The organism is Pandoraea sp. PE-S2T-3 (genome assembly GCF_002179965.1).
In the GTDB taxonomy this organism is placed as follows: Bacteria; Pseudomonadota; Gammaproteobacteria; order Burkholderiales; family Burkholderiaceae; genus Pandoraea.
Map to the genome: position 1 here is coordinate 1 of NZ_NGUQ01000007.1, position 23,972 is coordinate 23,972.

Consider the following 23,972-nt stretch of genomic DNA (forward strand, 5'->3'; position numbering starts at 1 on the left):
CGAAGGTGACGCAGCGCGACGCCAACGGTCTCACGCTGTTCCGCGTGCGCCTTGGCCCGTACGGCAAGCTCGACGAGATGAACCACGTGCGTCAACGCCTGCAAGACGGCGGCTACGACACGGCAGTCATCCGTTTCACGAAGCAATGAACGAACGCAAGCGGCGTTGCGCCTGTCGCAACGCCGCTTGTTTTCCGATCGCCGAAGTCATGTGTCAAGCCGGTCGCGGGGGCATGCCGGTACAGCAAGTCATCGCAAAATGCCCCATCATGCGGGGAAATTTGGCACATTCGTCACGCTCGACACGTTGAACCCGGCGGATGCCGCCCGGTCATACGCAGTGGCGAATATGCCTTAATCCGGGATATGGTTTCGTAGATGCGCCGCAACACCAGCGCCGGCGCGCCTGCTTCACTCCTAAACAACGATCATGAAAAAACTTCTTGGTGCCGTTCTGATTTCTTTCGGGTTTCTCTCGGGTGCGGCCGTTGCCTCGCCGGAAGCCCCGGTCGCGGGGACCGACTATCTGACGATTCCGCAGCAACCGCTCACCGCGGGTGCCGGCAAAATCGAAGTGACCGAATTCTTCTGGTACGGCTGCCCGCATTGCAATGCGCTCGAGCCGACGCTTGAAAAATGGGTCAAGGCGCAGGGCAAGGACGTCGTGTTCAAGCGCGTGCCGGTGGCCTTCCAGAGCCGCTTTGAGCCGCATACGCGCATGTTCATTGCGCTGACCGCGCTGGGCAAGGAAGCCGAACTCACGCCGAAGGTCTTCAACGAAATCCACGTCAAGCACAACTACCTGCTGACCAAGGAATCGCAAGCCGACTTCCTCGCGCAGTTCGGCATCGACAAGACGGCTTACATCAACGCCTACGACGCCGCCGGCAAGCCCGCCATGATGCGCAAGGAAACGCCGGTCGAACTGGCCAACAAGGCCTGGCAGGACTACAAGATCGACGGTGTGCCGACGATTGCGATCCAGGGCAAGTACCTCGTCTCGCCGGCCACCTCGGGCGACGCGCTGCAAAAGGCCGGCAAGCCGGCCACGACCGAGCAGCAGACGTTCGACGCGGCCCTCAAGACGGCCGATTCGATCATCAATCAGATCCGCGCGAAGAAGCTCTAAGCTTCGCGCCTCACAAAGCCCGGCTCCGGCCGGGCTTTTGCGTTCATGGCGACACATACTGCATCACCGAAGGTCTTCATCACGGGCGCCTCCAGCGGGCTGGGCGAGGCGCTCACGCGGCATTACGCCGCCGAGGGCGCCATTCTCGGGCTGGTTGGACGGCGCGGCGACAAGCTCGCCGATCTGGCCGCCACGCTGCCGCATCCGCATGCCGTGCATTGCTATGCGCTCGACGTGCGCGATGCCATCGCATTGCGCGCCGCCGCCGAAGACTTCATGTCGCGCCATGGCACGCCGGACATCGTGATCGCCAACGCCGGCATCAGCCACGGCGTGAACACCGAAGACCCCGCCGACCTGCCGCATTTTGCGTCCGTCATGGACACGAACTGGATGGCGATGGTCGCTACGTTCAGCCCGTTTGTCGGGCCCATGCGCGCGGTGAAACGTGGCGCGCTCGTGGGTATCGGCAGCGTGGCGGGCGTACGCGGTCTGCCCGGGCACGGCGCGTACAGCGCGTCGAAAGCCGCGGCGATGACGTATCTGGAAAGCCTGCGGGTGGAGCTCCGCGCCGACAAGGTCGCCGTGGTGACAATTGCGCCGGGCTACATTCGCACGCCGATGACCGACGGCAATCCGTTCCCGATGCCGTTCCTGATGGACGCCGACAAGTTCGCGCGCAAGGCCGCCGGTGCCATTGCGCGGCGCAAGCGCTTTGTCGTGCTGCCGTGGCAGATGGGCGTGGTGGCCTGCCTGCTGAAGTGCCTGCCGCGCTGGCTTTATGACATGGCGTTCGCCAAAGCCCCACGCAAGCCGCGTATGGCAGACCGGCAGAAAGCGGCGGATGACACGCAAGCCGCGTCGAAAACAGACACCGATCCTTCCTGAGCCAGCGCTCACACGCGGGCGCCGCCTTACACGGCTTGGCACGCGCCCCTCGCCTCTCCCCGCGTCCCATCCCTGAAACAGCCTCCCGCCAGCGGAATATTGACCCGTTGTGGTGCGTCGCGTACCTGCGCTAGAGTGGATAAGTCACTCAAACAGAGGTCACACACGGCGCACACACGTCACTGAACGGTTTTGCCGCCACCAGAGAGAGGCCATACCGGCGCGCGGATGCTGCCGGGTGAGGCTTCCAAGTGCGGCGCTCCCAACCAAGAGCAGGAGAGGCACATGCAGGCAACCCCCACCGGCACGCCGGTTATCGATCCGGCGCTGCGACGCAAGGCTGTGATCGGGTCTACGCTGGGCAACGCATTCGAGTGGTTCGACTTCACCGTCTACGGCCTTTTCGCCGTCGTCATTGCAAAACTGTTCTTCCCTGCCGTCGACGACACCAACTCGTTGCTCGCGAGCGTGGCGTCACTCGGTGTCGCATTCTTCTTCCGCCCGATCGGCGGTATTGCTTTCGGTCTCTATGCCGATCACGCGGGCCGCAAATCGGCGCTGTCGGTCATGGTGCTGCTCATGGCGCTGGGCACCGGCCTGATCGGTATCGCCCCGACCTACGCGACCATCGGCTTTGCAGCGCCGCTGCTGATTCTGCTTGCACGGGTGATTCAGGGCTTCTCCGCCGGGGGTGAATTCGGCGGCTCGACGGCCATGCTGATCGAGTTTTCGCCGCCGCACCTGCGTGGCTTCTACGGCAGCTTCCAGATGTGCTCGCAAGCGCTGGCCGTCGCACTCGCCGGGCTGTGCGCGTATCTGCTCAACACGGGGCTGACGAAAGAAGCGCTGGAATCGTGGGGCTGGCGTCTGCCGTTCCTGTTCGGGATTCTGATCGGTCCGGTGGGTTTCTACATTCGCCGCCGCATGACGGAATCGCCGGAGTTCCTCGCCTACGCCGCCGTGCGTGAACCCACGCGCCGCACGCCGCTCGCTGAAGTGTTCGCGAACCACTATCGCTCGCTGATCGCCGGCTTCGGTCTGACGGTGGCTGCAACGACGTCGTTCTACGTCACGCTGATTTACACGCCGATTTACGCGGTGAAGCAACTCGGTCTGTCGCAGGGTGCGGCGAGCTTGTCGACGTTTGTCGCCGCCATGCTGATCGCGTTCATGTGCCCGCTCACGGGCTGGATCTCGGATCGCGTGGGCCGCAAGCCGCTGATTCTGCTGTTCGTGCTGCTCTATGGGCTGGTGTCGTTCTGGATGTTCACGCGTCTGCACGGTGCGCCGTCGATGGGCAACTTGCTGCTCGCGCAGATTCTGCCGGCCGTTTGCATGGGCTTCGTGTGGGGTGCGTTCCCGACGGCCGTCACCGAGGTGTTTCCGGTGGGTGTGCGCTCGACGGGTGTGTCGATTCTCTACAACGTGTCGGTCATGCTCTTCGGTGGTCTGGCGCCGTTCTGGATCACCTACCTGATCAAGGCGACGCAAAACGAGCTGGCCCCGGCGTACTACATCCTGCTTACCGTGGCGATCAGCCTCGTCACGTACGGACTGCTCGGCCGTGATGGCCGTCACATTCCGTCGGCAGCACAGCACGCTTGATTGCCGCCAACGCGATGCCAGCGCCGCCACTGCGATGACTGACATGCGTTGTCGACCCGATACCCCGCTCTCGCGCCCGCGACAGCGGGGTTTTCTTTTTGGCCGCCGCAACGGCGCCCGGCACTGAGACGTCTGCCCCCATGTTCGAGTATCAGGATTGGCTGCCCTTCAAGTTTGCGTCGGCGCGACTGGATGGGAAGGTTCACGAGCGCACCGCCATCTTTATCGAGGCAACGCTGGCCGCGACCGGTCAGCGGGTGCGCTTTCAATGGGATACGGGGGCGCCGGCGAACCTGCTCTATGGGCGAGCCGCCGGTCCGGTGCTGGGTGTGGCTGACGATGCGTTGTCGACTTCATCCGCTGCATCGACCTCGTTGACCTCATCCACGCTACCCACGGAAATGGCGCTTATCTTCGACAGTGGACTGCGCATGCAAGTCCCGTTCGAAGCTCGGCCCACACTGGGAAGTGCGCCGCGCTCGCCGGATGAGCCCCCGTTGATCGGCACGCTCGGCTACGCGTTCACGCGTGGGATGGCTATTGCAATCGACTATCGCGAGCAACGGATTTACTGGCTTAACCCGGAGCAAACGGACGCATTGATCTCGCGTTGGCCGGCACATTTCTCGCAATACCGGGAAAGCGCGGGCAGCCTGCGCGACAAGATTCTGGTGGACTACGCCGCCCCGGCCTTCAGCGGGCTGGCGATTTTCGATACGGGGAGCAGCATGTTCGAGCTGGTGGTGCCGCCGGATCAATGGGCCTTGATCCCGGACACCGCCACGGCCGACGACCGGCCCGTGCCGATTACGGTGCCTGCGTGGGGGAATCCGCTGGTGATGCTGCCCAAACGCACCGACCTTGCACTGACGGTCGGCAGACACCCGGTGCATGTAACGCTGGCCTACACGTTGCGCGACGACGATCGCATGGCCCCGACGATTGGCAACGCGCCTTTCCTCGACCATATCGTGGTGATCGATACCGTAGGAAAACGCTTCGGCGTGTTGCCACGCCATCGAGGCAATTCAGAATGATCTGAAGCGACGCGATCATGGTCGCGTCGCTTCATGCGTGTCACGCCGGCGAGAATCGCCACACGCCTTTCTCGTCGCGCGCGCGCTTGAGTTCACCCTTGCGCCAGAGCATGTGCAAATGCGCCAGCGCCTCGCCCATGGCGAACGTGGTCTGGTGCGCATCGAGCTTGCGGTGGAACATGATCGGCACGATGTCGCCCGCGCTTTGCGGCGACTTGGCGCACGCCGCGCGCACTTCCTGCAAACGGGCGTCGTGGTGATCGCGAAGTTGCCGGATACGCGTATGCAAACCGGTGAACGGGCGGCCATGCGACGGCAGCACGAGGCAGTCTTCCGGCAGATCGAGATACACGCCCAGCGAATCGAGGAATAGTTGCAGCGAGTTGGCCTCGGGCTCGATGTCGAACACGCTGACGTTGGTCGAGATGCGCGGCAGCACCATGTCGCCGGAAATCAGCACGTTGTGCTGTTCGCTGTACAACGCCATGTGTTCCGGCGAATGCCCGAACCCGGCAATCATGCGCCAGTCGCTGCCACCGATGCGCAACGTGTCGCCATCGCGCAAACGGTAGAAGCGCGACGGCACTTCGGGCACGAGATCGCTGAAGTAGGTCTTGCGATGGCGAATCTGATCGATCATCGCTTCGTCGGCGAGGCCATGCGCGATGAAGTGCGCCACGGCAAATTCGCCGCCGGCGTTCGAGCTGTTGTTGTTATCGCCCGACGACATCAACCGGCCCCACGCGTAGTCGCCCTGCGACATCGCGAGGCGGGCGTCCCAGCGCTGCTTGTCGCCGCCCTTGCAGATCCAGTGCGCGAGGCCGAGGTGATCGGGGTGGCAATGCGTGACGAGCACACGCAGCACCGGCTCGCCGCCGAGCGAGGTGTCGAACACCTGCTCCCAGTACGCCTTGATTTGCGGATGCGTGATGCCGCAATCGACAACCGTCCAGCCTTTGACGCCGTCCACTTCGTCGCGCAGCAGCCACAGATTGATGTGATCGAGCACAAACGGCAGCGGCATGCGCACCCAGAAGACGCCCGGCACGACTTCATGCACGGTGCCGCCGTCGGGCAGGAGTTCACCAAAGGGGTAATTCAGTTGTTGTTCGAGGGCATTCACGGGGGCCACGCTCCAGATGGGCTTGTTCTGTTGTTCTTGAAGTAGACGCCGTCACCGATTGCATACGATGCAACTTGACGCTAACGTAAACGGCAATTCTATCTGCAATGGTAAGCGCCCGCTTAAACGTCGCAGCCGCGCCATCGTCATGCATAGCCACGCATAGTCACGGATAGCCACGCCCACACCATGTCTGCCAACCCGATGCTGACTTACACGATTACCGACCTCGCCCGCGAGTTCGACATTACGCCCCGGGCGATCCGCTTCTACGAAGATCAGGGGCTGCTCACGCCCGCCCGCGAAGGCCCCGGCGGACGCCATCGCGTCTACACCGGTCAGGACCGCACGCGCCTGAAGCTCACCCTGCGCGGCAAGCGGCTCGGCCTGACGCTGTCCGAGATCAAGACGATTCTCGATCTCTACGAATCGCCCAAAGACACCGTGCCGCAGCTCAAGGTGTTTCTGGAAACGCTCTCTCAGCACCGCGAAGTTCTCGAACAACAACTCGAAGACCTCCACGCCACGCTCGACGAAGTCTCCCAGCACGAGGCGCAATGTCTGGCACTGCTCGAGGCGGCCGGAGAATCGGCACCGCCCGCCCTCGCGCGCCGTGTGAAGGTGCCGGCGACCTCGCATTAATCTGGAAAGTCCCTACTTTACGTTTACGTTAACGTAAAGTAGTATTTGCCGATCTGTGGTCTTGAAGCCGCCTATCGCCATGAACGTTTCCGTCTCCCATGCCGCGCCGCTCGACGATGCCGTCGCCGCGAAAATTCGCGCCAGTTTCGATGCGCAAGGCGTAATGACCCATTGGGGCGCACAAATCACGCATTTGACCGACGGTCACTGCGAGATCACGCTGCCTTTCTCGGACAAGGTCAACCAGCAGCACGGCTTCTTCCACGGCGGCGTCATCGGCGCGATCGCCGACTCCGCAGGCGGCTACGCCGGTTACACGCGCATTTCGCCGGAACACGAGCTGGTCACTGCCGAATACAAGCTGAACATTCTCGCGCCGGGCAAGGGCGATACACTGGTCGGACGCGGTCAGGTCGTCAAAGCCGGGCGCTCGCTCATCGTCGCGACCGCCGAACTCTTCGCCATCGACGGCGGCAAATGGACGCTGTGCGCACTCATGCAGCAAACGCTGTTCGTGCTGCCGCCCACGCGCTGATGACGGCTCGGGCGGCCCTGCTGGACGTCGCTTAGTTCGCTTACGTCGCTTACGTCGCTTACATCGATTAGGTCGATTACGTCGCGCCCACGCCGCCGCAACCTGCCGAATACTGCATTAGAAGCTACCCAACACCACCCCGAACATAAGCGCGAGCCACGAGCCACGCGCCCCTCTGGAGACTGCCTCATGACTATGCTGCCCGGCCTCAACTTCATGCTCGGCGAAGACCTGGACATGCTGCGCGATTCGGTCGCGAACTTCGCGGCGAAAGAAATCGCACCGCGTGCCGCCGAAGTCGACCGCACCGACCAATTCCCGATGGACCTCTGGCGCAAGATGGGCGACCTCGGCGTGCTCGGCATGACGGTCTCGGAAGAGTACGGCGGTGCCAACATGGGCTACGTCGCGCACATGATCGCGATGGAAGAAATCTCGCGCGCCTCGGCGTCGGTCGGCCTGTCGTACGGCGCCCACTCGAATCTGTGCGTGAACCAGATTCACCGCAACGGCACGGCCGCCCAAAAGGCGAAGTACCTGCCGAAGCTGGTCTCGGGCGAACACGTCGGCGCACTGGCCATGAGCGAACCGAATGCCGGCTCGGACGTGGTGAGCATGAAGCTGCGCGCGGAAAAACGCGGCGACCGCTACGTGCTCAACGGCACCAAGATGTGGATCACCAACGGCCCGGACTGCGACACGCTGGTGGTCTACGGCAAGACCGACCCGGAAGCGGGCGCACGCGGCATGACGGCGTTCATCGTCGAAAAGGGCATGAAGGGCTTCTCGGTCGCGCAAAAGCTCGACAAGCTCGGCATGCGCGGCTCGCACACGGGCGAACTGGTCTTCGAGAACGTGGAAGTGCCGGAAGAGAACGTGCTGGGTCAGGTCGGCGGCGGCGTGAAGGTGCTGATGAGCGGTCTGGACTATGAGCGCGCCGTGCTCGCCGGCGGCCCGCTGGGCATCATGCAGGCCGCCATGGACGTGGTGGTGCCTTACATCCACGACCGCAAGCAGTTCGGTCAGTCGATCGGTGAATTCCAGCTCATTCAGGGCAAGGTCGCCGACATGTACACGATTCTGCAAGCCAGCCGCGCGTATCTGTACGCGGTGGGCCGCCAGCTCGATTCGCTGGGCAGCGATCACGTGCGTCAGGTCCGCAAAGACTGCGCCGGCGTGATTCTCTACACGGCGGAAAAGGCCACGTGGATGGCCGGCGAAGCGATCCAGATTCTGGGCGGCAACGGCTACATCAACGAATACCCGGTCGGGCGCCTGTGGCGCGACGCGAAGCTCTACGAGATCGGCGCCGGCACGTCGGAGATCCGCCGCATGCTGATCGGCCGCGAGCTGTTCGCGGAAACCATGTAAAAGGCGCATGTAACACGCGGAAATTCACGCAATATCAGGGAGATAGCAAGGGCGACGCCATATCGATACGGGGGCAGACCGGAAGGCTACAATCAGCCGGAGATCGCCCCCTGCGCCCTTCCCGACCGGTATGAATCACTTTCCGAAACTCCTGTCGTCGCAGATCGCTTACGACGTCGCCCGCACAATGCTGGACGGCTTCGACAAGCACTACCGCATCTTTCGCGAGGTGTGCGTGGCGGCACAGGCTTGTTTCGAAGCCGGTGACTTCACCGGCATCCAGAAGCTCCAGCGCAATCGCATTGCCTATTACGACGAACGCGTGCGCGAATGCGTCGAGACGCTGTCGAGCCGCTTCGATGCGCAAGCGCTCGACGACGATGTCTGGCAGCAGGTGAAGCTGCACTACATCGGGCTGCTCACGGAGCATCGTCAGCCGGAACTCGCCGAAACGTTCTTCAACTCGGTCTGCTGCAAGATCCTGCACCGCTCGTACTTCAACAATCGCTTCATTTTCGTGCGGCCCGCCATCGCGACGGAATACATCGAGAACGATGCGCCCGCCGCGAAGCCGACGTACCGGGTCTACTACCCGGCGCAGGACGGCATGGCCGCGACGCTCTCGCGCATCGTCACGAACTTTCAGCTCGCGCGCCCGTTCGCCGATCTGCCGCGCGACGTGGCCTATGTGATGCGCGCCATCCACGAAGCGTTCGGTGAATTCGAACAGGCCCCGAATTTCCAGATTCATGTGCTCGCATCGCTGTTTTTCCGGAACAAGGCGGCATACGTCGTCGGCCGGATCGTCAACGGCGATGTGACCACGCCGTTCGCGATGCCGATCATGCACGACGCCAACGGGTATCTGGCACTCGACACGGTGCTGCTGCGACGCGACGAGTTGCGCGTGGTGTTCAGCTTCACGCACGCGTACTTCATGGTCGACATGGAAGTGCCGTCAGCTTACGTGCAGTTTCTGCGCACCATCATGTCGAGCAAGCCGAAAGCCGAGATCTACACGTCGGTTGGCCTGCAAAAGCACGGCAAGAATCTGTTCTATCGCGATTTTCTGCATCATCTGAAGCATTCGAGCGACAAGTTCGTCACCGCCCCCGGCATTCGCGGGCTGGTGATGCTGGTCTTCACGCTGCCCTCCTATCCGTACGTCTTCAAGGTCATCCGCGAGCGCTTTGCGCCGCCCAAGGAGACGACGCGCGAGCAGGTGAAGGCGAAGTATCTGATGGTCAAACAGCATGATCGCGTCGGCCGCATGGCCGATACGCTGGAGTTCTCGAGCGTGGCGTTCCCGCTCGCGCGTTTCGACGACGCGCTGCTCGCCGAGCTTCAGTCGGAAGTGCCGTCGCTGCTTGAGATCGATGGCGACGCGCTGGTGATTCGCCATTGCTATATCGAGCGCCGCATGACGCCGCTCAATCTCTGGCTGCACCAAGGCGCGTCGGACGCCGAGATCGATCATGCGATGCGCGAGTACGGCAATGCAGTCAAGGAACTGATGGCGGCGAACATCTTCCCGGGCGACATGCTGTACAAGAATTTCGGTGTGACCCGCCATGGCCGGGTGGTCTTCTACGATTACGACGAACTGGAATATCTGACGGATTGCCACATCCGTCGAGTGCCGGAACCCCGTAACGAAGAAGAGGCGATGTCGGGGGAAGTCTGGTACCGTGTAGGCCCGCACGACGTGTTTCCGCAGACGTTTGAGACGTTTTTGACCGGCGACCCGCGCGTGCGGCACTCTCTGAGCCAGCATCATCCGGACTTCTTCGACCCGGCCCTGTGGCAAAGCCATCAGGAACGGGTACAAGCCGGACAGATGCACGACTTCTATCCGTACGATGTCTCGCTGCGTTTCGTCAATCGCTACGGCACCGGCAGCGGTGCCACGCACGCCACAGCCCGCCCCGCCCGGGCGGCCGCGGCTTGAGCGAATGACGCCACACAGCGCACGACACGCCCACCGGATGACACGATCATGACTGAAGACAAAGACCAACCCCTGATCCATCTGCTCGACAACAACCGCGCCTGGGTCGCCAGCGTGAACGCGGAAGATCCCGCATTTTTCGAGCGCTTGGCCAAACAACAAGCCCCGGAATATCTGTGGATCGGCTGCTCGGACTCACGCGTCCCGGCCAACCAGATCACAGGGCTCGCACCGGGCGAGGTGTTCGTTCACCGCAACATCGCCAACGTGGTGGTGCACAGCGATCTGAACTGCCTCTCGGTGCTGCAATTCGCCATCGAAGTGCTCAAGGTGCGCCACATCATGGTGGTGGGCCACTACGGCTGCGGCGGTGTGGGTGCAGCGCTCGACGGCGCCAAGATGGGTCTCGTCGACAACTGGCTGCGCCATGTGCGCGACGTCTACGAGCGCCACCTCGACCAGATCGACGCCTTGCCCTCGCGCGACGCCCGCCACGACCGCCTGTGCGAACTCAACGCCATCGAACAGGTAGTGAACATCTGCCACACGACGGTATTGCGCGACGCGTGGGCCCGCAACCAGCCGGTCACGGTGCATGGCTGGGTGTACGGCCTGCGCGACGGTCTGGTGCGCGACCTGCGCATGTCGGTCAACAGCCTTGAAGCCTTGCCGCGCGTGTATGAACGCTGCGTCTCGGCATTTGCAGAACTGCGTAATCCGCGCGCGTAATTCAAGCGCATAAGCCTCACTCGCGGGTGCCTTAGGGCACCCGCCAGCCCTTGCAGCGCTCGCGGACGACGGAACGACTGAAGCATTGGATATCCCGGTGCCGGCGGCAAACGCCGACGGCACCGGTCACCGATTACAGGAGAACTGCCATGCAAGACCCGATCGTTATCGTTTCCGCTGCCCGTACCCCGATGGGTGGCCTGCAAGGGGTGTTCGGCGACGTTGCCGCCCCGCAACTGGGCGCTGCCGCCATTCGCGCGGCCGTTGAGCGCGCCGGACTCAAACCCGAACAAATCGACGAAGTCGTGATGGGCTGCGTACTGCCCGCCGGTCAGGGCCAAGCGCCTGCCCGTCAGGCCACGCTCGGCGCCGGGCTGCCGCTCGCTGCCGGTGCCACGACGGTCAACAAGATGTGCGGCTCGGGCATGCGCGCGGCGATGTTCGCGCACGACATGCTCGTTGCCGGCAGCGCCGACGTGATCGTCGCCGGCGGCATGGAAAGCATGAGCAACGCGCCGTACCTGCTGCCCAAGGCCCGTGCCGGCATGCGCATGGGACACGGTCAGGTCATCGATCACATGTTCTTCGACGGTCTGGAAGACGCCTATGACAAAGGCCGTCTGATGGGCACGTTTGCCGAAGAATGCGCCGACCGCTACGCCTTCACGCGCGAAGCACAAGACGCCTTCGCCATCGCCTCGCTGGAGCGCGCACAGAACGCCACCAAAGACGGCTCCTTCGCGTGGGAAATCACTGCCGTGACGGTGCCGGGCCGCAAGGGCGACACGGTGGTCGAGCACGACGAACAGCCGTTCAAGGCCAACCCCGAGAAGATTCCGACGCTCAAGGGCGCTTTCCGCAAGGACGGCACTGTGACGGCCGCCAACTCGTCGTCGATCTCCGACGGCGCCGCCGCGCTCGTGCTCATGCGCGAGTCCACCGCCAAGCGCCTCGGCCTGACGCCGCTCGCACGCATCGCCGGGCACAGCACGTTCGCCCAAGCCCCGGGCCTGTTCACGACGGCCCCGGTCGGCGCGATTCGCAAGCTGTTCGAGAAAACCGGCTGGTCGGCGAGCAACGTCGACCTGTACGAAATCAACGAAGCCTTTGCCGTCGTCACGATGGCCGCCATGCACGAATTCGATCTGCCGCACGACAAGGTGAACATTCACGGCGGCGCCTGCGCCCTCGGTCACCCCATCGGCGCCTCGGGTGCGCGTATTCTGGTCACGTTGATCGGCGCGCTGCGCAAGACCGGCGGCAAGCGTGGCGTCGCCAGCCTGTGTATCGGCGGCGGCGAAGCGACGGCCATGGCGATCGAGCTCGTCTGATCATTTCCGGCTGCCGTTCGTTGTGGGCCACCAAGCTCACCGACCCACGGCAGCCCTCCAACTTAGGACTCACGCGTCATGAAAACTGCCCTCATCATCGGTGCTTCCCGCGGTATCGGTCTCGAATTCGTGCGGCAATACCGGGAAGACGGCTGGCGCGTGATCGGCACGGCGCGCAATGACGAGGGTCTGGCCGCGTTGCGCGATCTCGGCGCCCAGCCTCTCAAACTCGACGTCACCCGTATCGAGTCGGTCGCGGGCCTCACGTGGCAGCTCGATGGCGAAGCACTCGATGTCGCCATCTACAACGCCGGTGTGAATTCCGAGCGCACGACCGGACTCGCACCGATTACCCGCGAGGAGTTCGACCGCGTGTTTCACACCAACGTGCTCGGGGCAATGCAAGTCGCGCCGCTCGTGTTGCCGTTCGTCGAAGCGGCCAAGGGATCGTTCGGTTTTCTGTCGAGTCGCATGGGCAGCGTGGCATTGATGGATTCGAACGGCAGCTGGTTGTATCGCGCCAGCAAGGCCGCCGTGAACTCGGTGGTCAAGGCTGCCTCGCTCGAAGCGCAGCAGGCGACGTGCGTCGCGATGCACCCGGGCTGGGTGCGCACGGACATGGGCGGCGAGAACGCTGACATCGACGTGCAGACGAGCGTTGCCGGCATGCGCCGCGTGCTGGCCCGCGCCCCGGGCGAGCGCGCCACGCACAACGGCGGGTTCTTCAATTACGACGGCAACGCGCTCACTTGGTAAGCCGGCACGTTGCAGAGCAGCACCGGAATCAGTGTAGTCAACGTAGTCAACGAATAACAAGCTGTACGCCCTACCGCCGTATCTTTTGATAAGCGGGCCAGAAACGTCATTCTGAAACGGAGCCACCATGACGTCCGCCATCGACTTTTATTTCGACTTCGCATCCCCGTACGGGTATTTTGCGAGCACCTGCATCGACGAGATTGCCAACAAGTACGGACGCGGTGTCGCCTGGCATCCGATCCTGCTCGACATTGTCTACAAGGTGAACGGCACAGGCGCGCCGGTGCAGCATCCGATCAAGACCGAGTACATGCGTCGCGACGTCGAACGCACGGCCCGCTTCAAAGGCATCGCGTACAAGCGTCCGTCGCACTTCCCGATCCCGACGCAATGCGCCGAGCGCGCCGTGCTCTGGGTGGCGGACCATCGCGGCGGCGATCTCGCCGCAGAGTTCGCCAAATTGATCTACCGCGCGCTCTACGTCGACGACGTGAACATCGGTGAGCCCGCCGAACTCGTCAGACTTGGCGAGACCCTCGGCATCGACGGCGCGGCACTCGACAAGGGCATGCACTCGCCCGCAGCCAAGGACCACCTCAAGGCGGAAATCGATCTGGCGATGGCGCGCGGCGTGTTCGGCTCGCCCTTCGTGATCGTGGACGGCGAGCCGTTCTGGGGCTACGACCGTTTCGGTCAGGTAGAAGCCTGCCTGCAAAACGGCAAGGTCTGACGGGGCACGACGACATGGCAAGCCCCAAATCGCCCCGCGCCAATGCCGCATCGACTGCATCGAACACGGCACCTGACCTCGATCGCGAAGGCTGCCCCTGCGGCGGTCTCGCGTTCGACTCGTGCTGCGGCCGCTACATCGACGGCGGTGAGCTGCCGCCGACGGCCGAGGCACTGATGCGCTCGCGATACACCGCGTTCGTGCGTCAGAACGCGCCCTATCTGATCGACACGTGGGCGGCGCGCACGCGCCCCGCGACGCTCGATTTCGACGACGCACCGCAGTGGCTGGGCCTGCAAGTCAAAGCGCATTTGCAACGCGACGACGCGCACGCCGAAGTGGAATTCGTCGCGCGCTACAAAGTGGGTGGCCGCGCACACCGGCTGCATGAGCGCAGCCGCTTCGAGCGCACCGACGACGGCCGCTGGCGCTATATCGACGGCGATCTGTTCGACTGACCACAAGTCACGTTCGCACGCTCGCCGCCGACAAGTTTCTGATCCGAACCTAACGACAACTCACTCTCCACCGGATTTCGTCACATGCCGATTCTCGAAAGCAAGCTCAACCCGCGCGGCGAGGAATTTGCCCGCAACGCGGCCACGATGCAGACGCTGGTCGACGACCTGCGCGAGCGCATTGCGCAACTCTCGGGCGGCGGCGGCGAAGCCGCACGCAAGAAGCATGTGGCCCGCGGCAAGTTGCTGCCGCGCGAGCGTGTGCAGCAACTGCTCGATCCGGGCTCGCCGTTTCTCGAACTCTCGCAACTCGCCGCGATCGGCATGTATCACGACGACGCGCCGGGCGCAGGCATCATCACCGGCATCGGCCGTGTGTCGGGTCAGGAGTGCGTGATCGTCTGCAACGACGCCACGGTCAAGGGCGGCACCTACTACCCGATGACGGTCAAGAAGCACCTGCGCGCGCAGGAGATTGCCGAGCAGAACCATCTGCCGTGCATCTATCTGGTCGACTCGGGCGGTGCCAACCTGCCGAATCAGGACGACGTCTTCCCCGATCGCGATCACTTCGGCCGCATCTTCTACAACCAGGCGACGATGTCTGCACAGGGCATCCCGCAGATCGCCGTGGTGATGGGCTCGTGCACGGCCGGTGGCGCCTATGTGCCCGCCATGAGCGACGAGTCGATCATCGTGAAGGATCAGGGCACGATTTTCCTCGGCGGCCCGCCGCTGGTGAAAGCCGCCACGGGCGAAGAAGTCAGCGCCGAAGACCTCGGCGGCGCCGATGTGCACACGCGTCTGTCGGGCGTCGTCGATCACTTTGCACAGAACGATGCCCACGCGCTGTCGATCGCGCGCAGCATCGCCGCGAATCTGAATCGCCGCAAACCGGCCACCGTGGCCGTGAAAACGCCGGTCGAGCCGAAGTACGACCCGCGCGAAGTGTATGGCGTGATTCCCGCCGACACGAAAAAGCCGTTCGACGTGCGCGAAGTCATCGCGCGTCTGGTCGACGGCTCGGAGTTCGACGAATTCAAGGCGCGCTACGGCACCACGCTCGTGTGCGGCTTCGCGCACCTGTGGGGCTATCCGGTCGGCATCGTTGCGAACAACGGCATTCTGTTCTCGGAGTCGGCGCAAAAAGGCGCGCACTTCATCGAACTGTGCTGCCAGCGCAAGATTCCGCTGATCTTCCTGCAAAACATCACCGGCTTCATGGTCGGGCGCAAGTACGAAAACGAAGGCATCGCCAAGCATGGCGCCAAGATGGTGACGGCCGTCGCCACGGCCAACGTGCCGAAGTTCACGGTCATCATCGGCGGCTCGTTCGGTGCCGGCAATTACGGCATGTGCGGGCGTGCGTATTCGCCGCGCTTCCTGTGGATGTGGCCGAATTCGCGCATCTCGGTGATGGGCGGCGAGCAAGCGGCGTCGGTGCTGGCGACCGTCAAGCGCGACGGCATCGAAAGCAAGGGCGGTCAGTGGAGCGCCGCCGAAGAAGACGCGTTCAAGCAGCCGATTCGCGATCAGTACGAGCGTCAGGGACATCCGTACTACGCCAGCGCCCGCTTGTGGGACGACGGCGTGATCGACCCTGCCGATACGCGCACGGTGCTCGGGCTCGGCCTGTCGGCCGCCCTCAATGCGCCGATTCCGGAAACGCGCTTCGGCCTGTTCCGCATGTAACGAACACACCGGCCCCTTCCCTATATCGCTTGTTGCGCGAAAGGGGCCGTCGAGGATTTGCCGCCATGAACCTTGCCACGCTCAAACTCAGCGTCGACGCCCACGTCGCCACGGTTACGCTCAACCGTCCCGACGTTCGCAATGCTTTCAACGAAACGGTCATCGAAGAACTGACCGGCACGTTTCGTGCGCTCGCCGATAACGGCGACGTGCGCGTGATCGTGCTGGCCGCCGAGGGCGTTGCCTTCTGCGCCGGTGCCGATCTGAACTGGATGAAGAAGATGGCCGGTTACTCGGACACCGAGAACCGTGCCGATGCGATGACGCTCGCCGTCATGCTCAACACCATCTACCGTTGCCCGAAGCCAGTCATCGCGCGCGTGCAGGGCGATACGTATGCCGGCGGCGTGGGCCTCGCGGCCGTGGCCGACATCGTGGTGGCCGTCGACACGGCGCACTTCTGCCTGTCGGAAGCTCGCCTCGGGTTGATTCCCGCGACCATCGGGCCGTATGTGATTCGCGCGCTCGGCGAGCCCGCCTCGCGCCGCTACTTCCTCACCGCCGAGCGCTTTACGGCGGCCACCGCGCAGCGTCACGGTCTGGTGCATGAAGTGGTGAGCGCCGACGCGCTCGACGCCACCGTGCAAGCCCTCGCCAAAGCGCTGGCCGATAACAGCCCGAATGCCGTGAAGGAGTGCAAGCGCCTCGTGCAGGACTTCGCCAGCCGCACCATCGACGACGATGCGATTGCCGAGACCGCCGAACGTATCGCCACAATCCGGGCCTCCGACGAAGGCCGCGAAGGCGTGCGCTCGTTCCTCGAGAAGCGCTCGCCGTCGTGGCGCGACGCGTCCTGAGCCTGAAAAAACCGGCAATTTCGTCGCGTGCCGTCAAAACATCGCGACATTGCCCGCAACACGGTTACAAATTTATTTTGGGAGGGGTGACGGCGGAGATGCCGCAACGTTGTCGACAGGTTTTAAGAAATTATCGATAACGTCGAGCTATAGCTCGCAAGAGCACGATATTTCACGCCATTTCCGCCTATTGCCCTGCCAAATTGCTTTGCCTACCATGCGCCCATCCCCCACCTCCGGCCCCGTCCAGCAACGCACCTTGCGTATGCCTGACGACGGCCAGCCGGGCGAGTCGACGACGGTGCATCCGCACCCGTGTCGCCCGCCTCGGCGCATGAAGGAGTCAATGATGGACGCCCCTATCCGGCAAGCTCAAGGGCACCCCCCCACCATCGCCGAACCCACTGCACGCGTTGACGCGTCAGGCCCCGGCAATCTCGCGGCACGCAGTCAGCGGCAGGTCTGGCATCCCTGCACGCAGATGAAGCAGCAAGCGAAGCTTCCCCTCGTCGCGCTCTCGCATGGCGAGGGCCCGTGGCTGGTCGATACCGACGGCCAGCGCTACCTCGACGCAATCAGCTCGTGGTGGGTCAATCTGTTCGGTCACGCGAATCCGCGCATCAACGCGGCGCTGATCGATCAGCTCGGCCGTCTGGAGCACGCGATGCTCGCGGGTTTCACGCACGAGCCCGTCGTCGCGCTCGCCGAACGCCTGTCGGCACTGACCGGCGGCGTGCTCGGCCATGCGTTCTTCGCGAGTGACGGCGCGTCTGCCGTCGAAATCGCACTCAAGATGAGTTTTCACGCGTGGCGCAATCAGGGCCACAGCGACAAGCGCGAATTCGTTTGCGTGAAAAACGGTTATCACGGCGAGACGCTCGGCGCACTGGCCGTCACCGATGTCGCTCTCTTCCGCGACGCGTATGACCCGCTGCTGCGTCATGCCCACGTGGTCGCGTCTCCCGACGCACGTCTCGCCCGCGATGGCGAAACGGCGGAGGATGCCGCACACCGCGCGGCCGCCGAACTCGATTCGCTGCTCACGCAGTGCGAGGGCCGTGTCGCCGCCGTCATCGTGGAGCCGTTGGTGCAGTGCGCCGCCGGCATGGCGATGCACGACCCGGCGTATCTGCGCGAAGTGCGCGCGCTGTGCGATCGTCACGGCGCCCACATGATCGCCGATGAAATCGCGGTCGGCTGTGGCCGCACCGGCACGTTCTTCGCGTGCGAACAGGCCGGCATCTGGCCCGACCTGCTCACGCTCTCGAAGGGCATCAGCGGTGGCTATCTGCCGCTCTCGCTGGTGCTCTCGCGCGACGCCATCTACGACGCGTTCTACGACGACGACACCGCGCGCGGCTTTTTGCATTCGCACTCGTACACGGGCAATCCGCTCGCGTGCCGCGCGGCACTCGCCACGCTCGATATCTTTGCCGACGACGATGTGCTGGCACGCAATGTCACGCGCGCCGAGCGTCTGACGCAAGCCCTCGCGCCGCTGGCCGACGATGCGCGCGCCATGCACTTCCGCCAACGCGGCATGATCTGGGCCTTCGATGCGAAGCTGCCGGATACCGCCGGTGCAGCGGGCGCATTCGCCAAGCAGTTCTACAGCGAAGCGCGTGCCCGAGGCGTGCTGCTGCGCCCGCTCGGCGCAACGGTGTATCTGATGCCGCCGTACGTGCTCGACGACAGCACCAGCGACTGGCTGGCGGAACAAACCATCGCGGCGTTCGATGCCACGATGCGTCAGGGCTTCGACAGCATGGGGAGGGCCGCATGAGCGCACATCCCTTGCTCGAACGCCTTGAAGCCGGTCTCGCCGAGATCGACCGCGCGCACCTGCGCCGCACGCATCGCGTGGTCTCCACGCCGTGCCAGCCGCATTTGCGCGCCGATGGCCGCGACGTGCTCGCCTTCGCCAGCAACGACTATCTCGGTCTCGCGGCGCACCCGAAGATCGTGGAAGCGCTGATCGACGGGGCACGGCGCTACGGCGCAGGCAGCGGCGCCTCGCACCTGATCAGCGGTCACTCGCAGGCGCACGCAGAACTCGAAGCCGCGCTCGCCGACTTCATGTCGCCCCATCTGGTCGAAGGCCGCGCGCTGTACTTCTGCACGGGCTACATGGCCAATCTGGCGACGATTTCCACGCTCGCCACCAAAGGCGCCGAGATCTTCTCCGAAGAACTCAATCACGCATCGCTCATCGATGGTGCGCGTCTCTCTCGCGCCCGCACGCATGTCTACCCGCACGGTGACGTGAAGGCACTCGCCGCGCTGCTCGAAGCGAGCGAGGCCGAGACGAAGCTGATCGTGACCGACGGGGTGTTCTCGATGGATGGCGATATCGCGCCGCTGCCGCAGTTGCTGGCGCTCGCCGAGAAACACAACGCGTGGCTCATCGTCGACGATGCACACGGCTTTGGCGTCGTCGGTGAAAACGGCCGCGGGGTGTTCGAGCCCTTCGACCTGCGCTCGCCGAACCTCGTCATCATCGGCACGCTCGGCAAGGCGGCGGGTGTCGCGGGTGCTTACGTAGCCGCGCACAAGAGCGTGATCGAATGGCTCATCAATCGCGCCCGGCCCTACATCTTCACCACGGCAGCCGCTCCTGCTCAAGCGCAAGCGTTGCTCACCAGTCTCGCGTTGATTCGCGGCGACGAAGGCCGTGAACGGCGCGCGACGTTGCAGGCGCGCATCTTCCAACTGCGCAGCTCGCTCAAGCTCAAGCACTGGCGGCATATCCCGTCGCCGACGGGTGTGCAGCCGATCATCCTTGGCGAGAACGCCGCAGCCTTGCATGCGCAAGCCGGGCTCGCAGAAGCCGGCCTCTGGGTGCCTGCCATCCGGCCACCGACCGTGGCCCCGGGGACCTCACGCCTGCGCGTGACGCTCTCGGCCGCTCACACGCAGGACGACGTCGCACGGCTCGTGACGGCGATCAACCAACTCGACCGCGACTGGACCGCTCACGCCCATGGCTAATCAAGACCTCATGACGCCGGTCACCGAGCGCCCCACGCCCGCCCGCCACGCCTTCTTCGTCACCGGCACCGACACTGAAATCGGCAAGACGCTCGTCTCGTCGGCGCTGCTGCACGCGTCCGCACGCCGTGGCCTCGTCTGCGCCGGACTGAAGTCGGTCGCAGCGGGGGCTATCGAAAGCGATGGCCGTTACGTCAATGACGATGTCGAACAATTGCACGACGCGAGCAACCTCAAGCTGCCCGACGACTGGTACTGCCCGTACGTGCTCAAGGACGCCACGGCACCGCACATCGCCGCCGCCGAGGAAGGTATCGACCTCGACTGTGAAGTCATTCGCGCCGGCTACGCCCGCGTGGCCGCACGCGCCGATCTGGTGATCGTTGAAGGCGTCGGTGGCTTCCGCGTGCCGCTGGGCGCCGGCAGCAACGCGCTCGACACCGCCGATCTGGCCCGTCAACTCGGCCTGCCGGTCATTCTCGTAGTCGGCCTGCGACTCGGCTGTATCAACCACGCGTTGCTCACGGCCGAAGCCATTGCCGCGCGCGGTTTGACGCTGGCCGGCTGGGTCGCCAATCACGTCGATCCGGAGATGCGCCACGCGGAAGCCAACATCGACGCCATTGCGCAACGACTGCCGGCACCGCTGCTCGGCCGCATTCCGCATCTGTCGCACCCCGACGCGGCCACCGCCTCCGGTTATCTCGACATTACGCCGCTGCTCGATCACACGCCCGCGCCGCGCTAATTGCCGAATCGACAGAAATTACACAGAATTCAAGGAAACACACCATGCAAGTTCATGCCCACACCGCCGCTCACGGTCACGACGAAGCCCTGCGCCAGAACGACAAGCCTTGGCGCGTCGACGAGATCGAAGCGCTGTTCGAGTTGCCGTTCAACGACCTGATCTTCCGCGCCCAGCAAGTGCATCGCGAACACTTCGATGCCAACGCGGTGCAGCTCTCGTCACTGCTCTCGATCAAGACCGGCGGCTGCCCGGAAGACTGCGCGTACTGCCCGCAGTCGGCCAAGTACGACACCGGCGTGGACGCCGAGAAGCTCATGCCCATCGCCGAAGTGCTGTCCGCCGCGCAAGCCGCCAAGGACGCCGGTGCGACGCGCTTCTGCATGGGCGCCGCATGGCGCAGCCCGAAGCCGCATCAGGTCGATGCCGTGGGCGAGATGGTGCGCAGCGTGAAGGCGCTCGGTCTGGAAACGTGCGTCACGCTCGGCATGCTGCGTGACGGTCAGGCCGAACAACTGCGCGAGGCCGGTCTCGACTACTACAACCACAACCTCGATACATCGCCCGAGTTTTACGGGCAGATCATCACGACGCGTACCTATCAGGACCGTCTGGACACGCTGGCTCGCGTGCGTGAAGCCGGTCTGAAGGTCTGCTGCGGCGGCATCGTCGGTCTGGGCGAGACGCGTCGCGAGCGCGCCGGTTTGATCGCGCAACTGGCGAACATGTCGCCGTACCCGGAGTCGGTGCCGATCAACAACCTGATCAAGATCGACGGCACGCCGCTCGAAAACAACGAGAGCGTCGATCCGTTCGATTTCGTGCGCATGATCGCCGTGGCGCGCATCACCATGCCGCGCGCAATGGTGCGCTTGTCGGCCGGCCGCGAAGAGATGGACGAGGCGCTGCAATCGCTGTGCTTCCTCGCGGGCGCGAATTCGATGTTCTACGGCGACAAGCTGCTCGTCACGCAGAACCCGCAGGCCGAAGCCGACCGCCAGTTGCTCGCGCGTCTGGGCATGCGCACGTCGACCGAGGCGAAGCTGGGTGCCGAGGCCGACACCGGTTGCGGCGAGGCCGAGGGCACGTTGTCGGCTTGCAAGACACACTGATGCACTGATGCAGCGAGTTGCTGACGGCAGCAATGGCAGCAATGGCAGCAATGGCCGCGATGACAGTGATGGCTTCGACGTAAGGACGAAACGCCGGTGACGCGGCAAGCATCGCAGCAGACGATGTGGCGGCACCGGCGGAGATGGATAGCAAGAAAGTAGCGATATAGCAGCAGGACAGAAGCAGGCGCGAGTGCGCCGGCGGTTCGCCACAAGCGAGCCTGCCGGGTGCGAACGTCGCCCCAATCGATCATTTTCCGGAGGCAATATGTTCGACAAGATCCTCATCGCCAACCGCGGCGAAATCGCCTGCCGTGTGGCAGCCACCGCCGCACGTCTGGGCATTCGCACGGTCGCCGTCTATTCCGATGCGGACGCGCAGGCCAAGCACGTTGCCGTGTGCGACGAGGCCGTTCACGTGGGCGGTGCCGCCGCACGCGACAGCTATCTGCGCGTGGACGCCATCATCGCCGCCGCCAAGGCCACGGGCGCGCAAGCGATCCACCCGGGGTATGGCTTTCTGTCCGAGAACGAAGCGTTCGCGAAGGCCTGCGACGACGCCGGTATCGTCTTCATCGGCCCGCCGGTCGGTGCCATTCACGCCATGGGCAGCAAGAGCGCCGCGAAAACGCTGATGGAAGGCGCTGCCGTGCCGCTCGTGCCGGGCTATCACGGCGAGAATCAGGACGCCGCCTTCCTGCACGCCCGCGCCGACGAGATCGGCTACCCGGTACTGCTCAAGGCCAGCGCCGGGGGCGGTGGCAAGGGCATGCGCGTGGTCGAGCGCAGCGACGACTTCCGCAGCGCACTGGCGTCGTGCCAGCGCGAAGCGGCGAGCAGCTTTGGCGACGAGCGCGTGCTTGTCGAGAAGTACCTGACGCGTCCGCGTCACATTGAAATTCAGGTGTTTGCCGACACGCACGGCAACTGCGTCTATCTGTTCGAGCGCGACTGCTCGGTGCAGCGCCGCCACCAGAAGGTGCTGGAAGAAGCGCCCGCACCGGGCATGAGCGCCGAGCGCCGTCAGGCCATGGGCGACGCCGCGTGCAATGCCGCGCGTGCGGTCGGTTACGTGGGCGCGGGCACGGTCGAATTCATCGCCAATCAGGACGGCTCGTTCTACTTCATGGAGATGAATACGCGCTTGCAGGTCGAGCACCCGGTCACCGAAATGATCACCGGCCTCGATCTGGTCGAATGGCAACTGCGTGTGGCCGCTGGCGAAGTGCTGCCGCGCAAGCAGGACGAACTGCGCATTCACGGCCATGCGCTCGAAGCGCGTATCTACGCCGAGAACCCCGACAACAACTTCCTGCCGTCCACGGGCACGCTCTCGACGCTGCGCCCGCCCGCGGCCGTGCAGTTCGAGATCGGCAGTGGCGCGACGCCGGCCGCCGTACGTATCGATTCCGGTGTGCGCGAAGGCGACACGATCTCGCCGTTCTACGACCCGATGATCGCCAAGCTGATCGTGTGGGGGCAGGACCGCGACGAAGCGCTCGCCCGCATGCGCCGCGCGCTGGGGCAATACCGTGTGGTGGGCGTGCAGACGAATATTGCGTTCCTCGGACGGCTGGTCGCGAGCGAACCGTTTGCCGGTGCCGATCTCGACACAGGCCTGATCGAGCGCCATCGCGATACGCTGTTCCCCGGCGCGGCGCCCGTGCCCGCCACGACGCTGGCGCTGGCCGTGGCCGCACAACTGGCTCGCGAGGCCATCGTCGGCCGTCGCAAGTATCAGGACAGCATCGATCATCACTCGCCGTGGCAACTCGCGACCGGCTGGCGTCTGAACGGCGACTACCGCCGCACGCTGTCGTTCTATCAGGGCGAAACGCGTCACGACGTGGTGCTCACGAGCGGCGCGCAGGCCAGCACGCTCACGGTCGATGGCGAAACGTATCCGTATCGCTACACCCATGACGGCGGCGTGTATCGCGTGACGCTCGGTGAGCGCCGCGTGCAAGGACACGTCGATTTCGAACATGCCCTCGCTCACGTGTTTGCCGACGGTCAGTCGTGGGCGTTGCGCTGGCATGACCCACTCGCGCAGGCCGGGGCACAGGAGGGTGGCGAAGGCCGCCTGACCGCACCGATGCCGGGCAAGGTCATTGCGGTGCTCGCACCGGCCGGTACGAAGGTCGAGAAGGGGGCACCGCTGCTCGTGATGGAGGCGATGAAGATGGAGCACACCATCAGTGCGCCCGCCGACGGCGAGATCGAGGAAGTGCTGTACGCCGTGGGCGATCAGGTACCCGAAGGCGCGCAGTTGCTGGCGTTCAAGCGGTAAG

The 23,972-nt window shown here is 64.2% G+C and carries 22 protein-coding genes; 21 read left to right on the forward strand and 1 reads right to left on the reverse strand.

The genetic code is table 11. From position 1 onward, the window contains the following. From CDV46_RS02045 to CDV46_RS02065, 5 genes are all read left to right on the forward strand, one after another. The coding region (locus CDV46_RS02045; RefSeq protein WP_176398986.1) for an SPOR domain-containing protein at window positions 1-149 on the forward strand (149 nt) is incomplete at its 5' end. 280 nt (window positions 150-429) lie between these two features. Then, window positions 430-1,128 carry a thiol:disulfide interchange protein DsbA/DsbL gene (locus CDV46_RS02050; protein ID WP_087690030.1) on the forward strand — a complete coding sequence of 233 codons (699 nt, stop codon included), beginning with the start codon at window positions 430-432 and terminating at the stop codon, window positions 1,126-1,128. 45 nt (window positions 1,129-1,173) lie between these two features. Continuing rightward, window positions 1,174-2,016, forward strand: coding sequence for an SDR family oxidoreductase (locus CDV46_RS02055; protein WP_087721669.1), 843 nt, complete (start codon window positions 1,174-1,176; stop codon window positions 2,014-2,016). 285 nt (window positions 2,017-2,301) lie between these two features. Further along, window positions 2,302-3,621: an MFS transporter gene (locus CDV46_RS02060; protein WP_058377013.1), complete on the forward strand. Its 1,320-nt coding sequence runs from the start codon at window positions 2,302-2,304 to the stop codon at window positions 3,619-3,621. 140 nt (window positions 3,622-3,761) lie between these two features. Beyond that, the gene (locus tag CDV46_RS02065) at window positions 3,762-4,658 is read left to right on the forward strand and encodes a hypothetical protein (RefSeq protein ID WP_087721670.1); all 897 of its coding nucleotides are present in this window, start codon (window positions 3,762-3,764) and stop codon (window positions 4,656-4,658) included. Between the two features lie 40 nt (window positions 4,659-4,698). On the opposite strand, the gene CDV46_RS02070 is transcribed toward CDV46_RS02065, so the two are convergent. After that, window positions 4,699-5,781 carry an MBL fold metallo-hydrolase gene (locus tag CDV46_RS02070; RefSeq protein WP_087721671.1) on the reverse strand — a complete coding sequence of 361 codons (1,083 nt, stop codon included), beginning with the start codon at window positions 5,779-5,781 and terminating at the stop codon, window positions 4,699-4,701. Between the two features lie 189 nt (window positions 5,782-5,970). Between CDV46_RS02070 and CDV46_RS02075 the strand changes: the two genes are divergently transcribed. From CDV46_RS02075 to CDV46_RS02150, 16 genes are all read left to right on the forward strand, one after another. Further along, the gene (locus CDV46_RS02075; RefSeq protein ID WP_087690038.1) at window positions 5,971-6,423 is read left to right on the forward strand and encodes a MerR family transcriptional regulator; all 453 of its coding nucleotides are present in this window, start codon (window positions 5,971-5,973) and stop codon (window positions 6,421-6,423) included. 61 nt (window positions 6,424-6,484) lie between these two features. Next, window positions 6,485-6,958, forward strand: a complete 474-nt coding sequence (locus CDV46_RS02080) for a PaaI family thioesterase (RefSeq protein WP_254915903.1) — start codon at window positions 6,485-6,487, stop codon at window positions 6,956-6,958. Window positions 6,959-7,147: 189 nt separating this feature from the next. Continuing rightward, a complete protein-coding gene (locus CDV46_RS02085; protein ID WP_058377009.1) occupies window positions 7,148-8,329 on the forward strand; it encodes an isovaleryl-CoA dehydrogenase in 1,182 nt (393 codons plus the stop codon). Window positions 8,330-8,459: 130 nt separating this feature from the next. Then, entirely contained in the window at window positions 8,460-10,277 is a 1,818-nt protein-coding gene (gene aceK / locus CDV46_RS02090; protein WP_087721673.1) for a bifunctional isocitrate dehydrogenase kinase/phosphatase, read from the forward strand. A 48-nt stretch (window positions 10,278-10,325) separates the two neighbouring features. After that, on the forward strand, window positions 10,326-11,006 hold the full coding sequence (can, locus tag CDV46_RS02095) for a carbonate dehydratase (RefSeq protein ID WP_087690044.1): 681 nt from the start codon (window positions 10,326-10,328) through the stop codon (window positions 11,004-11,006). 149 nt (window positions 11,007-11,155) lie between these two features. Continuing rightward, entirely contained in the window at window positions 11,156-12,337 is a 1,182-nt protein-coding gene (locus CDV46_RS02100) for an acetyl-CoA C-acetyltransferase (RefSeq protein ID WP_087690046.1), read from the forward strand. Between the two features lie 78 nt (window positions 12,338-12,415). Further along, on the forward strand, window positions 12,416-13,093 hold the full coding sequence (locus tag CDV46_RS02105) for an SDR family oxidoreductase (protein ID WP_087721674.1): 678 nt from the start codon (window positions 12,416-12,418) through the stop codon (window positions 13,091-13,093). A 127-nt stretch (window positions 13,094-13,220) separates the two neighbouring features. Further along, window positions 13,221-13,826, forward strand: coding sequence for a 2-hydroxychromene-2-carboxylate isomerase (locus CDV46_RS02110; RefSeq protein ID WP_058377004.1), 606 nt, complete (start codon window positions 13,221-13,223; stop codon window positions 13,824-13,826). Window positions 13,827-13,840: 14 nt separating this feature from the next. Beyond that, window positions 13,841-14,284, forward strand: a complete 444-nt coding sequence (locus CDV46_RS02115; RefSeq protein ID WP_087721675.1) for a YchJ family protein — start codon at window positions 13,841-13,843, stop codon at window positions 14,282-14,284. 84 nt (window positions 14,285-14,368) lie between these two features. Continuing rightward, window positions 14,369-15,976 carry a carboxyl transferase domain-containing protein gene (locus CDV46_RS02120; protein ID WP_087690050.1) on the forward strand — a complete coding sequence of 536 codons (1,608 nt, stop codon included), beginning with the start codon at window positions 14,369-14,371 and terminating at the stop codon, window positions 15,974-15,976. Between the two features lie 65 nt (window positions 15,977-16,041). Continuing rightward, window positions 16,042-16,833, forward strand: coding sequence for an enoyl-CoA hydratase/isomerase family protein (locus tag CDV46_RS02125; protein ID WP_087721676.1), 792 nt, complete (start codon window positions 16,042-16,044; stop codon window positions 16,831-16,833). Between the two features lie 349 nt (window positions 16,834-17,182). Continuing rightward, window positions 17,183-18,616 carry an adenosylmethionine--8-amino-7-oxononanoate transaminase gene (gene bioA, locus CDV46_RS02130; RefSeq protein WP_254915904.1) on the forward strand — a complete coding sequence of 478 codons (1,434 nt, stop codon included), beginning with the start codon at window positions 17,183-17,185 and terminating at the stop codon, window positions 18,614-18,616. Then, entirely contained in the window at window positions 18,613-19,821 is a 1,209-nt protein-coding gene (gene bioF, locus CDV46_RS02135) for an 8-amino-7-oxononanoate synthase (protein WP_087690054.1), read from the forward strand. The genes bioA and bioF overlap by 4 nt, the downstream gene beginning before the upstream one ends. Further along, window positions 19,814-20,569 (forward strand): dethiobiotin synthase, encoded by a 756-nt coding sequence (gene bioD, locus CDV46_RS02140; RefSeq protein ID WP_058376999.1) that lies wholly within the window; start codon window positions 19,814-19,816, stop codon window positions 20,567-20,569. Before bioF ends, bioD begins: the two co-directional genes overlap by 8 nt. A gap of 44 nt (window positions 20,570-20,613) precedes the next feature. Next, window positions 20,614-21,681, forward strand: coding sequence for a biotin synthase BioB (gene bioB, locus CDV46_RS02145; RefSeq protein ID WP_087690056.1), 1,068 nt, complete (start codon window positions 20,614-20,616; stop codon window positions 21,679-21,681). A gap of 268 nt (window positions 21,682-21,949) precedes the next feature. Then, window positions 21,950-23,971: an acetyl/propionyl/methylcrotonyl-CoA carboxylase subunit alpha gene (locus CDV46_RS02150; protein WP_087721677.1), complete on the forward strand. Its 2,022-nt coding sequence runs from the start codon at window positions 21,950-21,952 to the stop codon at window positions 23,969-23,971. The last annotated feature ends 1 nt before the right edge of the window (window position 23,972 follow it).